This is a genomic window from Kitasatospora sp. NPDC001095, assembly GCF_053598615.1.
The window spans coordinates 48877-62867 of sequence record NZ_JBSFKQ010000029.1 but is presented as its reverse complement, the minus strand read 5'-3'; the positions used below and the strand labels follow the sequence as shown (position 1 = coordinate 62867).

The window sequence follows — 13991 nt, the reverse complement described above, 5'->3', positions numbered from 1 at the left end:
GCAAGGGTTCAACCTGCCACGGGGAAGCGCTCCCAGACACGATGCGTGCCGAGTTGCTCCACCAGCGCCGAGACGGCCCGCCCGCCGTCCGTCTCGATGGACACGCCCGGTGCGTGCGGATCGACCCCCGCCGCGGCCCACAGGGCGCGGGCGTCCGCGAGACCGGCGATCGGCTTGGCGTGTCGGTAGGCCTCGTTCACCAGCAGGACGACCCGGGAGTCGACCGTCCGCTGGCCGCCCGCCACCGCGCCGGACTTGGCGTCCCGTGCGCCGCGGTCATCCGCCCCCGGCCCGGGAGCGTGGGCCACCAGGAGCGCGTCGAACTCGACGGAGCGGGCGGCGGCGAAGGTCCGCTGCACGCCGAGGCCGTCGGCCAGTGGCGCTCCCGTGGGACCGATGACCAGCGGCAGCAGGCCCGCGGCACGCGCGGCGTCGCGCATTCCGAGGACCACGGCGGGGTCACCGCCACCGTCCGCGATGATGCCCAGCACCCGGCCGGTCGCGGGCCACCGCTGCCCGAGCTGGGACAGGGCCGGACTGGGGGTGACGTCGGCGGGCGCGGCGGCGGTCGGTGCCGGCAGGCCGAGGCCGGTGGCGACCTCCCGGCAGAGTTCGTCGTCGATCCGCGCCAGGACGGTCAGCACGCGTTCCTTGATCGCCTGCTCGTAGACCTTGGACAGTTCGAAGGTGTAGGCGGCGATCACGTGCTCGCGCTCCACCGGGCTCAGGCTCAGCCAGAACAGCCGGGGCTGGCTGAAGTGATCGTCGAACGAGGCGGGCGCCTCGCGGACCTTGGCTCCGGCCGCGATCGGTGTGGGGTGCTCCACGAAGGCGCGGTCGGCGGGGCCGGCGAAGAACGGGCAGCCGCCGTCGAGCGAGTTCGGCTTGTACGGCGCGACGCCGCTGTGGACGGCGTCCTGGTGGAAACCGTCGCGGAGCATGTCGTTGACCGGGGCGTGGGTGCGGTTGATCGGGATCTGGGCGAAGTTCGGACCGCCCAGTCGCGTGATCTGGGTGTCGAGGTAGGAGAAGAGCCGACCGGAGAGCAGCGGGTCGTCGGTGATGTCGATGCCGGGGACGAGGTGGCCGGGGTGGAAGGCCACCTGCTCGGTCTCCGCGAAGAAGTTGGTGGGGTTGGCGTCGAGCGTCATCAGGCCGATCGGCCGGACCGGGGCGAGCTCCTCGGGAACGATCTTGGTCGGGTCGAGCAGGTCGATCCCCTCGAAGGTCTGCTCCGGCGAGTCCGGAAACGTCTGGATGCCGAGCTCCCACTGCGGGAACGCCCCAGCCTCGATCGCGTCCGCCAGATCCCGACGGTGGAAGTCCGGGTCCGTGCCGCCGATCAGCTGCGCCTCCTCCCACACCAGCGAGTGCACGCCCGCCTTCGGCTTCCAGTGGAACTTCACCAGCGTGGTCGCGCCCTCGGCGTCGACCAGGCGGAAGGTGTGGATCCCGAAGCCCTCCATCATCCGGTAGGAGCGCGGGATGCCGCGGTCGGACATGTTCCACAGGGTGTGGTGGGTGGCCTCGGTGTGCAGGGAGACGAAGTCCCAGAACGTGTCGTGCGCGCTCTGCGCCTGCGGGATCTCCCGGTCCGGGTGCGGCTTGCCGGCGTGGATGATGTCCGGAAACTTGATCGCGTCCTGGATGAAGAACACCGGGATGTTGTTGCCGACCAGGTCGAAGACGCCCTGGCCGGTGTAGAACTTGGTGGCGAACCCGCGGGTGTCGCGTACCGTGTCCGCCGAGCCGCGTGACCCCAGTACGGTGGAGAACCTCACGAAGACCGGCGTCTCCACGCCCTCGGCCAGGAACGCCGCCCTGGTCACGTCCGCCGCCGTGCCGTACGCGCGGAAGACGCCGTGCGCCGCGGCGCCGCGGGCGTGCACCACCCGCTCCGGGATCCGCTCGTGATCGAAGTGCATGATCTTCTCGCGCAGGTGATGGTCCTGCAGCAACACGGGGCCACGGGGGCCGGCCTTGAGCGAGTGGTCACTGTCCGGCAGACGGACGCCCTGCGCGGTGGTCAGGTACCCGCCGTTCTGGGCCCGCGCGGCCTCCGTGCCGGCGGCACGGCCTGTCGCCGACACCGCCGCGGGCGCCTGCTGGTCGGGCTTCGGCGGCAGCGGCGCACGCGGCTCGGTCGGTTCCGCCACGGGCGGCGCCTGCGGGCCGGGGGCACCGGGCAGCTGTTCGGTCGTCTTGCGCACGCGGTTGGACTCGTCCATCAGTACTCCGATCGGATACTCGGCCCGCCCGGGATCGGCGGGGCGCCGGAGCACGGTTCGCCGTCACGCGCCGGGGTGCTGCGAGAAATGGTCGGCCCCTGCCCCGCCTCGACGGGAGCACCGCGCCCCGGCTTCGAAAGGTGCCACCAGTCGCCCGACGAGCCTCCCCCGGGTGCGGCGTTCCATCTCGCACCGTGTCGGCAGTTCACCCGGGCGCTGCCCGATGCTCCACGGCGTGACCTCCCCGGACCGACGGGCGGGCCCCATCGAAACCCCGGCCATCCCGGCGGGACCGGGACATCAGGCCCCTGTCGGGCGGGCGAGGGCGCGCTGGGCGGCGGTGAGCACGGGCCCCGCGATCCGGCGTACGGCGGGTCGGCGCGCCCGCAGGGCCGCGCGGGCGGCGTTGGCGCCGCAGGCGCCGTGGACCCCGCCGCCCGGGTGCGCGGAGGAGGAGGCGAGGTAGAGGCCCTGGATCGGCGTCTCGGGCCGTCCGGTGCCGGGGACGGGACGCAGGACGGCTTGCTGGTGGAGCGCGGTGGTACCGCCGTTGATGGCGCCGCCGACCAGGTTCTCGTCCAGGCCCTGGAGGACGGGCGGGGTGAGGATGCGCCGGTTCACCACCCGGTCGCCGAAGCCGGGGGCGAACCGTTCCACCTGGGCCTCCATCCGCCGGGCGAACACGGCGCTCTCGTGCCCGTCCCAGCGGCCGGTGAGCCCGTCCGGGCCGGAGTCCGCCGACACCCGCTGGGGGACGTGGGTGTACATCCAGGCGGACTCGGTGCCCGCGGGCGAGCGCGAGGCGTCGGTGGTGGTCATCTGGCCGAGCAGTCCGAACGGCCGGGCGGGGACGCGTCCGGTGATGACCTGGAGCGCGTAGTCGCTCAGCTCCGTCAGGTCCGCCCCCAGGTGGATCGTGCCGGCGCGGGCCGCATCGGGGCAGCTCCACGGGATGGGGCCGTCGAGCGCCCAGTCGATCTTCACGGTGGAGAAGTCCCACTGGAAGCGGTGCAGGTCCCGGCGCAGCTGGGCGGGAAGGCGGTCCCAGCCGACGAGGCCGCCGTACAGGGTGGGGGCGGCCACGTCCGCCAGTACGGCATGCCGGGCCCGGACGGTTTCGCCACCGGCGGTGCGCACGCCGATCGCCTGCCCGGAGCGTACCAGGACGCCTTCCACGCGGGCGTCGCACCGTACGTGTCCGCCGTGCGCTTCCAGGCGGCGCACCAGGGCGTCGGTGAGCGCGCGGGCGCCGCCGACCGGAGCGGGCCAGCCGTACTGCTGGCCGAGCATGGCCATCAACCAGCCGAACACGCCGCTGATCGGGGACTCCGGCAGCAGGTCGGCGTGCAGGGCGCAGCCGGCCAGCAGCAGCGCGGGGCCCTGGGTGTCGAACTCCTCCTCGGCGAGGCGGCGCACCGGCAGGGTCGCGAACCGTGCCAGGCGCAGGCCACCGGCAGCCCGCACCCGGGCGGCCAGCACGAGCCCGGCGCGCACCGGTGGGAAGGGGGCGAACATCGCCCGGATCAGCCACGGGTCCAGGCGCTCCCACAGCTCCGACAGCCGTTGCCAGCCCTGGGCGTCGTGGGGGCCGAAGTCGCGGCCGATCAGCTCGGCCGTCTTCTGCGCGTCCTGACGCAGCTGGGCGCACCGCCCGTCCGTCAGGGGATGGGCCAGCACGGTGGGTGCGCGGCTGAAGGTCAGGCCGTAGTCCTGGAGGGCGAGTGCCTGGATGGCGGGGGAGGCCGCGGCCAGCGGGTAGAAGGAGCTGAACACGTCGTGGACGTAGTCCGGGTGCACGCCGCGGTCGCTGTGGACCGCGCCGCCGGGGTGGTCCTGGGCTTCGAGGACCTCGACCTGCCAGCCGGCGTCGGCGAGGACGTTCGCGGCGACCAGTCCGTTGGGTCCGGCACCGATCACGACGGCGTCGTTCATGCCGCGCCTCCTCGTGCCGGTGACCGGTGCCCGGCGTTCTCGACGGTGTCGGCCAGGCGGGAGAGCATGCTGCGGTGGCGCAGGTGCAGCAGTGCCTCGGACGGGGCGGTGTGCAGGCTGCTGCCCGGTCCCTGCAAGGGGTGTTCGTCGACGATGACGAGGGTGCCGCCGCCCCAGGCCAGCAGTTCGAGGGCGATGCGCGCGGTGCCCAGGCGGCCGGCGACGGCTTCCAGTTCCAGGCGCTCCGGCTCCTCGCAGCGGCGCACGACGGTGTGCCCCTTCAGGTGCCAGGGGCCGGCCCTGACGGTGTAGCGCAGGCGGGCGCCTGTCCGGGGCCAGCTGCCGTCGGCCGGTTCGGTGTGGGAGGTGCCCGGGACCCACCGGGCGTAGCAGCGCGGGTCGGCCAGCACCTTCCACACGTCCCCGGGCGGTCGGTCGATCAGGACATGACGGACGGCCATCGTGTTCTCCGCTTCGTCGTCGGTGGCGGCCCAGCCGCTCCCGGGTCTTCTCCTGTCTTCGCGGTCCGCCCCCTGCTTCGTCCGGGGCGGGTGCCCGGACGGCGCGCCCTCTAACCCGCGGACCCGGCGTCCGGTGAGGCGAGGTGGCCCACGCCACTGCGCGTGGGCCACCTCCGGGGCCTCAGCCCTCCTCGGGCTCGTCCGCCCACCCGGGGGCGCCGCGGTCCTCCAGCTCCTCCCGCAGCCAGGCCAGCGTGGCGCTGAGCAGCCGCGAGACGTGCATCTGGGAGACCCCGATCCGCTCCGCGATCCGGGACTGCGTCCAACCGTCCCAGAACCGCAGCTTCAGGACGGTCTGCTCGCGTTCGGGCAACCGGGCCAGCAGCGGCCGCACCGCGATACGGAAGTCCACGAGCTCGATACCGGGATCACAGCCGCCGAGGCGGTCCAGCAGGGCACTGCCGGCCTCGTCGGTGTCCCCGTCACGCAGCGCGTCCAACGAGTTCGGGCGGCAGACCCGGCCCGCCATCAGGCCCTCGGTGGCCTGTTCCACGGTGAGGTGGAGATCCTCCGCGATCTCCCCGGGCTGCGGGAGGCGGCCGAGTTCCTGCTCGAGCCGGTCCGAGCCGCGGGTGACGGACAGATAGAGCTCCTGCATGCTGCGCGGCACCCGCACCGGCCACGAGGTGTCACGGAAGAACCGCTTGATCTCGCCGGCGATGGTGGGGATGGCGTAGGTGACGAACTCGACGCCGCGCCGCGGGTCGTAGCCGTCGACGGCCTTGATCAGACCGATCGTGCCGACCTGGAGGATGTCCTCCATGTCCTCGGCGCGGTGCCGGAACCGGGCCGCGATGAAACGCACCAGCGGCATGTTCAGCTCGATGATCGTGCCGCGGACGTAGCTGTAGGCGTGGCTCTCCCGGGCCAGCCCGGCCAGCCGCTCGAACAGGGCGTCGCTCAGCTCCCTGGCCTCGGACTTCCCCATGCGGCGCAGTGCGGCCGCCGTCGGCCGTCCCGGCAGGTCCGCCGGCAGCCCCGCGGGCACGGCTTCCCTGTCGGTGGTTTCCCTGTCGGTGGTTTCCAGGTGGATGGACACGTGATCGCTCCTGGGCATCGGGGTGAACGCCCGGCGACGTGTGCTGGAGCCGCACCTCGTGCGCCCCGGGCCTCTTCCCCCAGGACCTGTGCCTGGCTTCTTCAAGCGCGGTCCCGGTGCACCCCAACCGGGGTGCGGGACGACCGGACCGTCGACACGGTCGCCACAGGAGGGTTGTACCCGACATACGACATTGAATTCACGTTTAGCCTGTCTTGTTGCATTTCATCCCGAGTGCACGCACTCGCACCACCGCTCCGGAACGAACACGCCGGCCGGCGCCGGTGCGCCCGGGACCTCAGGCCAGGTCGACGACGAAGCCGCTGCGGGGCCGGGCGATCACGCGGCTGAGCGCGATGGTGGGGTCCTGGTCGGGCACCGTGTAGTCGAGCCGTGCCAGCCGCGGCGCGAGGAGTTCCTGCAGGGCGACCACGACCTCCTCGCCCGGGCAGCGGTGGCCGGTGGCCGCGTCGCCGCCGCCCTGCGGGATCAGATGCTGCGGATCCGGTGGTGCGTCGAGGAAGCGCTGGGGGCGGAAGTCGTAGGGACCGCGTGTCACCCGGATGCGCGTGCGCGTGTCACGGGCTCGGCGCGCGGTGCCCGAGCCCGGCTACGCCCCCTTTCGGAGGGCTGGGGCTCCACGCTGTGGACGGCGGAAGCGGACCCGCGTCCTCACCGGCGACTCACCGCCGAGGCATCAGGGTCGCGCATTGCCGGCGGGCGGGGTCACCGGTCGGGTCGCGGCTCGTTGAACCGCCGTCCGGCCCGGTCGCCGAGTACGGTGACCCAGGCCGGGAGCCGAGCGGATCCGGCGGCTCGGCTGCCGACCACCCCGTGCGCCGGATCGGCGCCGGGGCCGGGGAGGAGGCGGGCGACCAGACCCATCAGTCGGGCGGTCGTCGCCGGAGCCAGGCCCTGCACGCGGGCACCGATCTTGGCCGCCGGGGTGAGGACGAGTTCCGGTCGGCCGCGGTCGGCCGCGCGCACGATCGCTCGGGCGGCGCGCTCGGCGTCCATCGACAGCAGCGGCAGGCCGGCCGCGGCGGCGAACCAGGAGTACTCGGCCCCGGGGCGACCGTGGAACCGGGCTGCCGTGTGCGAGCCCGTCCGCATCAGGCCCGGGATCACGGTGGTCACCCGCACACCGTCGGCCGCCAGCTCGGCCCGAAGGCCCTGGGAGAGCCCGGTGGCGGCGAACTTCGCGGCCACGTACGGCAACAGGTGCGGAGCCGGGACGCGGCCACCGACCGAGGTGACGTTCACCAGCGTCCCCTCGTGGGCCCGCAGGTCGGGCAGCGCGGCGGTCGTCAGACGCAGCGGGGCGAACAGCATGGTCTCCATGGCCTCGCGGAAGTCCTCCTCGCGCAGGGCCTGGAAGGGGCCGACCTGGATGACACCGGCGTTGTTGACGAGGATCTCGACCGGCCCGAAGCGTTCGTGCGTGGCGGCCAGGAGGCGCCGGGGCGCATCGGAGTCGTTCAGGTCGCAGGCACAGGCGGCGACGGCGGCTCCCTCGTCGCGCAGGTACCGTTCGGCCCGGGCCAGTTCGGCCGGGTCGCGGGCGCAGAGCATGACCCGGCAGCCACGGCGGACCAGTTCGCGCGCGATGAGCAGGCCCAGGCCCCGGGACGCGCCGGTGACGACGGCGGTGCGGTCGGCGGTGCGGGCCGTCCTGGCGCCGCCACGTCCTCGGTCCGGCGGGCGGTGGTGCTCGTGTCGGCGGTACTCCACGGGGAACTCCTTCCGGGTTCGCGAGCGTGGCGTCTTCGGGACGCCGTCGGGCCCGGTCCTGGCTCGTCAGGGCCGGAAGAGCACCTTCACCGCGCCGTCCTGCTTCTGCTGGAACATCTCGTAGGCGCGCGGCGCCTCCGTCAGCGGCAGGTGGTGGCTGGCGAAGCCGTCGACGCCGAGCGGATCGCCGTCCAGGAGCAGCGGGAGGATGTCGGGCACCCAACGGTGGACGTTGGCCTGGCCCATGCGCAGTTGGATCTGTTTGTCGAACATCGTCAGCAGCGGCAGCGGGTCGGTCATGCCGCCGTAGACGCCGGACAGGGAGATGGTGCCGCCACGCCGGACGATGTCGATCGCCAGGTGCAGTGCGTGCAGGCGGTCGACGCCGACGTGCTCCATGAGGGAGGCGGCGAGCCGGTTGGGGAGCAGCGTGGTCATCCGCTGGGCGAGTGCGGCCGCGGGCGAGCCGTGCGCTTCCATGCCGACGGCGTCGATCACCGCGTGGGGGCCGCGGCCGTCGGTGAGGTCGCGGATGACGTCGGCGAGGTCCTTGCCGTGCTCCTCGAGGTCGAGCGCGGTGACCCCGTGGGCGCGGGCGCGTTCCAGGCGTTCCGGCACCAGGTCGACGCCGATCACCCGGGACACGCCGAGGTGGGCGGCGATCCGCGCGGACATGTCGCCGATCGGTCCGAGTCCGAGGACGACGAGGCTGCCGCCCTCGGGGACGTCGGCGTACTTCACGGCCTGCCACGCGGTGGGGAGGACGTCGGAGAGGAACACGAAGCGGTCGTCCGGCGGCCCGTCGGGCACCTTGATCGGCAAGGTGTTGCCGAACGGCACCCGGAGCAGCTCGGCCTGTCCTCCCGGGACCCGACCGTAGAGCTTCGTGTAGCCGAACAGCGCTGCGCCGGTGCCGAATTCACGGACCTGGGTCGTCTCGCACTGGGAGTGCAGGCCCTGTCGGCAGGTGAAGCAGGTGCCGCAGGACACGTTGAAGGGGACGACGACCCGGTCTCCCGGTGCGAGCGCCGTGACCTCGCGGCCGGTGTCGCGCACGATGCCCATGGGTTCGTGTCCGAGGATGTCGCCCTCCTCCAGGAACGGTCCCAGCACCTCGTACAGGTGCAGATCGGAACCGCACAGGCCGCTGGAGGTCACTTCCACGACCACGTCGGTCGGGTCCTCCACCACCGGGTCCGGCACCGTGTCGATGCGCACATCCCGTTTGCCGTGCCAGGTCAGGGCCTTCATCACGTCACCTCGCCTTGCTCTTGTTCCGGACGGGCGCCCGGGTCGCCGACGCGGGGCCCGGGGACGGCCGCGGCTGCTCCGACGGGAAGCAGGGTGGGCGCCGAGGGCACCGGGCTCGGCGCCCCAACGGATCAGGCGCCCACGTCCCGCGCCGCCGTCCACCGGCGGCTGCCCGGTCCCCGGCCGGGGAAACGGCGTACGGGCCCGGCGGGTGGCTTCGCGGCCGAAGCGGGGGTCGGGCAGACGGTCGGGCAGGCTCCGGGGCTCGGTCCGCGAGGCCCCGGACCGACGCCGCGGACCGGGCTGCCGCTCCTGGACGACCGGCCGAGGCCGGACGGGGTTCGCCCGGCCGGGCGGCGGCGCCCGCCCTGCACCCCGGGCACGGCGACGGGTACGGAAGGCCGGGCCACCACGGCAGCCCGCCCTGCACCGTCCGCGATGCCTACGGGGTCGTCGGGTCCTGCGGCAGATCACCCGCACGGCTCTCGGACGCCGGTGTGTCACCGGTCCGGCTCCCTCCGTCGGCCGGGAGGTCGCCGGCGTTCCCGCCGGCACCCCCGAGTGCGTCCCCGGCGGTGCGCACCGGAGTGCCCGCGGCGGCGACGCGGTCCGAGTCACCGCGGGCCCCCGCCGGGGCCAGGCGGGCCGCGAGCAGCTCCTTGCCCAGCTCGGCACCCTTGCGGCTGTCCGCCTGCGCCTTGCGGAAGAGCTCCACCACCTCGTCGTCGCCGTCGCGTTCGGCGTCCCGCAGGTAGCTCTCCAGTCGCAGCGCGTTCTTGAGGCACGCCTCGACGTACCAGATCAGGTTGTAGTCCTTGTCCTTGGTTCCGGTGATGTGACCGGTCTCCTCGCCCATGGTTCCGGCGCTCCTTCCACGCCCCTGACGGGCCCGGCCGGTGCCGGTCCTCTCGGGCGCACCCGTGCGCCTACCCGACGCCACGGACGCAATCCCGGTACGGCGGCCCTGCGGCGGACGGGTCCACACGCGAGCGGCCCGTTCCTCGTCGGAGCGGAGGCGGAACCCGAGTCCCTCGGCCGGTGTCATGCCGGCGACGCTTCGGGGCACGGCCAGGCGACCGCCCTCGGCGGGTTCCGCAGCCCCGGAGCGACGTCATCGTCCGAGCGGGCCGTCGAACCCGGGCGGCGGGCCGACCCGCTGTCAGCGCGGGGACAGCCGACTGCCGGTGAGTTGTGAGCGGCGCCTGGGAGCGTACGGACCGCGCGAACCGCACCGCGCCGAACCGAACGACGCCGAACCACCGGGAGCACGCCATGCCCTCCGTATCCGAGACCCGTCCGTGGAACGTCCACCGGCTGCCCCGCGCCGAGGGGCGGCGCTTCCTGGTCACCGGCGGAAACGCGGGCATCGGGTACTTCGTCGCCGAGCAGCTCGCCGCCACCGGGGCCACGGTCGTGCTGGGCAGCCGCGACCCGGCGAGGGCGCGGGCGGCGATCGCGTCCATCGGCTCGCGCGTCCCCGGCGCCGACGTGCGGCACCTGCCCCTGGACCTGGCCGACCTCGGCTCGCTCCGCGCATCCGTGGACGCGCTCGGGCCGGACCGGCTCGACGCCGTGGTCCACAACGCCGGCGTGGCGCTCGACCACCCGCCGCGCCGCGAGAGCGCCGACGGGCACGAGCTGATGCTCGCCACCAACCACCTCGGCCACTTCGCGCTGACCCACCACCTGGCGCCCCTGCTCGCGGCCACTGCCGGCAGCCGGGTCGTCACCACCGGCAGCTTCGCCGCCAAGTCCGAGCGCCTGGACCTCGACGACCTCCAGAGCACCCGCGACTACCGGCCCAAGCGCACCTACGCGCGCTCCAAGCTCGCCCAGATGCTCTTCGCCCTCGAACTCGACCGCCACCTGCGCGCCGCCCGCAGCAGCACGCTGAGCGTCCTCGTCCACCCCGGCGGCGCGCTCGACGCCCTCACCCCCTCGCGCCCGCCCCTCCACGTCCGCACCGCCGGCGAACGGCTGCGCCACCTGCCGCTCGGCCTCGTCGTGCAGGGCAAGGACGCCGCCGCGTGGCCCGCCGTCCGGGCCGTGCTCGACCCGGGCGTTCGCGGCGGCCGGATGTGGAGCCCCCGGGCATTCGGACTGCGCGGCACCCCGCGAACCGAACCCGTCTGGGACCACCTCAAGGACACCGCCACCGCCGCCCGGCTGTGGGCGGCCAGCCGCGAACTGACCGGCACCGATCCGTCGTTCGCCGGGTAGCCGCCCGGCTGGTCAACCCCGCGGACGACTCGCCGCCACGGGCGAGGGCCGCTCCGCGCCGCCGGGTCCAGGTGGTTTCGCCGAGGTCGGCCGGGTACACGCGCGGAGGCGCGGTCCGGGACCGCCCGTACTCGAGCAGAACGAGGAGGAGCCGTGGAGGACATCCCGCAGGGCGGAGCCGGTGGTGTTCCGCTCGACGACACCGACCAGAAGCACCCGATCCACCCGCCCGGCGGCGACGGTGCACAGGACGACGGCGAGGACGGCAACGCCACCACCGTCGAACCGGGCAGAAGCCGGCACCTCGACCGGCAGGAGACGGCCGAGGGGACCGAGGGGAAGACCGAACAGCCGAGCGAGAGCTGAGGCCGGCGCGCGAAGGCGCGCCGGACAACGGAGAGGCGGGGACATGAGCGACCAAGCCAGGGGGGACGACGTCTACCAGCCGACCGGGAACATGGAGGAGCAGGCGGACGCCGCGCCCCTGGACATGGACGACGCGGTGGACGAGCGCGACTACGACGACCTGCTCGACGAGGGCTACTCGCCGCCGGAGAAACCGCTGGGCGTCGGCAAGGTGGGGGTGACGGCCGCCGAGCAGCGAGACGGCGAGACGCTGGACGAACGCCTCGCCCAGGAGGAGCCCGACGTCCGGCCCGACGAGGACGACGGAATCGGCGACCTGCCCGACGGAGAGGGCGAGCCGGTCGACCCCCGGGCCACCGGGACCCGCCGCGCCGGGCGGCTGGTGGCCCCCGACGAGGGCACCCGCCCCGACACGGAGAAGGGCCTCCCCGCGTCCGACGTCGGCGTCGACGGCGGCGCCGCGGGCGCGGAGGAAGCCGCGGTGCACGTCGTCCCGGACGGGCAGGAAGAGACCGCCCGGTAGCACCCGGTGCCGTCGGGCCCGCGGCACGGCGCCGGGCCGGCGGTGCCCGCAGGCGCCCGCGAGGCCCCGTCAACCTCGTCCGCCGACGGAGGACTTGACGCCCCGGGTGCGATGGCGGGCCCGGTGGACTCAGAGCCGGTCGTAGACGGCGGACAGCCGCTGGAGCACTTCGGTGGCCTGGTCGAGGGCGACGTCGTCGTAGTCGTCCAGATCGGCGTGCAGGGCCTCGGTCAGCACCTTCTGGCGCTGGCCGTGCCGGGCCCGGCCGGCGTCGGTGAGGGCGACCAGGACGGAGCGCTTGTCCTCGGGCTGGCGGGTGCGGGTGACGTAGCCGGCCGCGACGAGGCCGTTGACCAGCTGGGTGGTGGCGGCGCCGGTGGTCTCGGTGCCGGCGGCGAGCCCGCCGATGGTGAGGGGGCCCTGCTCGGCCAGGACGCGCAGGGCCCGGGCGTGGGTGAGGGAGAGTGCGCCCGGGGTTCGGGTGGCGCGCCCGCGCAGCCGGGCGTCGGCGGCGCTGAGGCGGTAGGCGGCGCGGGCCAGGCGGTCGAGTGCTTCGGCACGGTCCTCGGTGGGCGGTGTGCTGCTCATGGTGGTCCTTTCGTCGGGTTGACAACCAGCCTAACTTAAGTACTTAATGACTAAGTACTTACTCATTAAGTACTTAAACAAATGGACCCCAGGAGGAGACCCATGACCATCCGATCGACCGGCCAGAGCTGGGCCCTGGACACCGCCCTCGCCCAGGGCGGCTTCGACGCGCTGCACCCCGAGGCCGTCGGGACCATGGAGCAGCTGGGCCACGACCACACCGACTTCGCCAAGGTCTTCGCGCTGGTCAGGAGCGGTGCGATGCTGCCCAAGGCGTGGGCGACGGTGGCCGGTCAGACCGAGGAGCGTGCCGCCCACCACGAGCGCGGCGGCTTCGCCCAGACCGCCGCCGACCTCTACCTGAGGGCGGCGGTGATGTGGGGCCGGGCCCAGTACTCGATCTTCGACGCCGCGGACCCGCGCAAGACGGCCATGCGTGCGCGCGCCAACCACTGCGTGGAGCGCCTGGGCGCACTGCGCGACGGCCGGGTGCGGCGGGTGGAGCTGGACTTCGAGGGCTCGCGGATCCACGCCCTGCTGCACCTGCCGGCCCGGCCGGTCGAGAACGCGCCGGCCGTCATCCTCGGCCCCGGGATGGACATGATCAAGGAGGACTACATCTGGGCCGCCGAACGCTACTACACCTCGCGCGGCATGGTCGCGCTCTCCATCGAGGGGCCCGGCCAGGGCGAGAGCCGCGCCGGCGGACTGACCGTCGACCTCGGCAACTACGAGCGGGCGATAGGCCGTTACCTCGACCACCTGGCCGCGCTCCCGGAGGTCGACTCCGAGCGGATCGGCATGTTCGGCATCTCGATGAGCGGCTACTGGGGATCCCGGGCCGCCGCCGTCGACGGACGCCTGGCCGCGCTCGCCGCCTTCGAGGCCGTCACCGGCGACTTCGCGACCATCTTCGAGCGCGCCCAGCCGACCTTCAAGAACAACTACATGTACATGGCCGGGTACACCGACGAAGCGGCCTTCGACCGCGACCTGGCCCACCGGATGCCACTGGGCGACCTGGTGGCCGACATCACCTGCCCGGTGCTCTACGGGATCGGCGAGTTCGACGAGCTCACCGACCTCGGCCAGGCGCTGGAGAGCTTCGAGCGCGTCCGGGCGCCGAAGGAACTGCGGGTCTACGAGGACGAGTTCCACCCGCTCGGGGGCGTGGCCGCCGAGGTCTTCCGGTTCGGCGCGGAGTGGCTGCAGCGGGCCCTCGCCGGCGAGTTCGCCGAGCCCGGGCGGGATGTGCGCCACTACGTCCACCGCGACGGCCGCACCACCGACGGCAGTGCCGACCCCACCTGGTGGCTCGGCGGCGCCCCGACCGCGCTCACCGACGTCCGGCTCGCCCGGCGCCCCCGGAGCTGACGCCCGGTCCCCCTGGGAGCCGGCCCGCGAGAGCCGGCCACCGCCGGGCGGGAGGACCGCGTGGGCCCGGGACGGCCTGGTCCGGCGGAAGGCGGGGCCGACGACGCCGCCCCGGGTCGCCTACGGCTCTCCGAGTTCGGCCGGGACGTCAGCGAGGCGCTGACGGACCTGTTCGACCGGATCACCCGGCGGCCACCGCCCCGCCGCGCGGGACCGTG

12 protein-coding genes and 1 pseudogene are annotated in these 13991 nt (G+C 73.9%); 4 read left to right on the top strand and 9 right to left on the bottom strand.

The window, feature by feature from the left end; genetic code table 11:
* Positions 1-8: 8 nt before the first annotated feature.
* The 8 genes and pseudogenes from ACWDBB_RS23005 to ACWDBB_RS22970 form a co-directional block, all read right to left on the bottom strand.
* Entirely contained in the window at positions 9-2228 is a 2220-nt protein-coding gene (locus ACWDBB_RS23005) for a catalase (RefSeq protein ID WP_449791390.1), read from the bottom strand.
* Positions 2229-2528: 300 nt separating this feature from the next.
* Positions 2529-4160 (bottom strand): phytoene desaturase family protein, encoded by a 1632-nt coding sequence (locus ACWDBB_RS23000; protein WP_449791389.1) that lies wholly within the window; start codon positions 4158-4160, stop codon positions 2529-2531.
* On the bottom strand, positions 4157-4621 hold the full coding sequence (locus tag ACWDBB_RS22995; RefSeq protein WP_449791388.1) for an SRPBCC family protein: 465 nt from the start codon (positions 4619-4621) through the stop codon (positions 4157-4159). The genes ACWDBB_RS23000 and ACWDBB_RS22995 overlap by 4 nt, the downstream gene beginning before the upstream one ends.
* A gap of 181 nt (positions 4622-4802) precedes the next feature.
* A complete protein-coding gene (locus ACWDBB_RS22990; protein WP_449791387.1) occupies positions 4803-5738 on the bottom strand; it encodes a SigB/SigF/SigG family RNA polymerase sigma factor in 936 nt (311 codons plus the stop codon).
* A gap of 280 nt (positions 5739-6018) precedes the next feature.
* A complete protein-coding gene (locus ACWDBB_RS22985; RefSeq protein ID WP_449791386.1) occupies positions 6019-6279 on the bottom strand; it encodes a hypothetical protein in 261 nt (86 codons plus the stop codon).
* A gap of 167 nt (positions 6280-6446) precedes the next feature.
* A complete protein-coding gene (locus ACWDBB_RS22980; protein ID WP_449791385.1) occupies positions 6447-7451 on the bottom strand; it encodes an SDR family NAD(P)-dependent oxidoreductase in 1005 nt (334 codons plus the stop codon).
* 66 nt (positions 7452-7517) lie between these two features.
* On the bottom strand, positions 7518-8702 hold the full coding sequence (locus ACWDBB_RS22975) for an alcohol dehydrogenase catalytic domain-containing protein (RefSeq protein ID WP_449791384.1): 1185 nt from the start codon (positions 8700-8702) through the stop codon (positions 7518-7520).
* A gap of 637 nt (positions 8703-9339) precedes the next feature.
* Positions 9340-9558 (bottom strand): annotated as a pseudogene (locus ACWDBB_RS22970) (hypothetical protein); the annotation flags it as partial.
* Between the two features lie 416 nt (positions 9559-9974).
* On the opposite strand from ACWDBB_RS22970, the gene ACWDBB_RS22965 reads away from it, so the two are divergent.
* The 3 genes from ACWDBB_RS22965 (at position 9975) to ACWDBB_RS22955 (ending at position 11811) form a co-directional block, all read left to right on the top strand.
* Complete coding sequence (locus ACWDBB_RS22965; protein WP_449791383.1) at positions 9975-10922, top strand: SDR family NAD(P)-dependent oxidoreductase; 948 nt, start codon at positions 9975-9977, stop codon at positions 10920-10922.
* A 153-nt stretch (positions 10923-11075) separates the two neighbouring features.
* The gene (locus ACWDBB_RS22960) at positions 11076-11288 is read left to right on the top strand and encodes a hypothetical protein (RefSeq protein WP_449791382.1); all 213 of its coding nucleotides are present in this window, start codon (positions 11076-11078) and stop codon (positions 11286-11288) included.
* Between the two features lie 43 nt (positions 11289-11331).
* The gene (locus tag ACWDBB_RS22955; protein ID WP_449791381.1) at positions 11332-11811 is read left to right on the top strand and encodes a DUF5709 domain-containing protein; all 480 of its coding nucleotides are present in this window, start codon (positions 11332-11334) and stop codon (positions 11809-11811) included.
* A 129-nt stretch (positions 11812-11940) separates the two neighbouring features.
* Here ACWDBB_RS22955 and ACWDBB_RS22950 read toward each other — a convergent pair whose 3' ends face one another.
* The gene (locus tag ACWDBB_RS22950) at positions 11941-12399 is read right to left on the bottom strand and encodes a MarR family winged helix-turn-helix transcriptional regulator (protein ID WP_449791380.1); all 459 of its coding nucleotides are present in this window, start codon (positions 12397-12399) and stop codon (positions 11941-11943) included.
* A gap of 102 nt (positions 12400-12501) precedes the next feature.
* On the opposite strand from ACWDBB_RS22950, the gene ACWDBB_RS22945 reads away from it, so the two are divergent.
* Positions 12502-13773 carry an alpha/beta hydrolase gene (locus tag ACWDBB_RS22945; RefSeq protein ID WP_449791379.1) on the top strand — a complete coding sequence of 424 codons (1272 nt, stop codon included), beginning with the start codon at positions 12502-12504 and terminating at the stop codon, positions 13771-13773.
* The last annotated feature ends 218 nt before the right edge of the window (positions 13774-13991 follow it).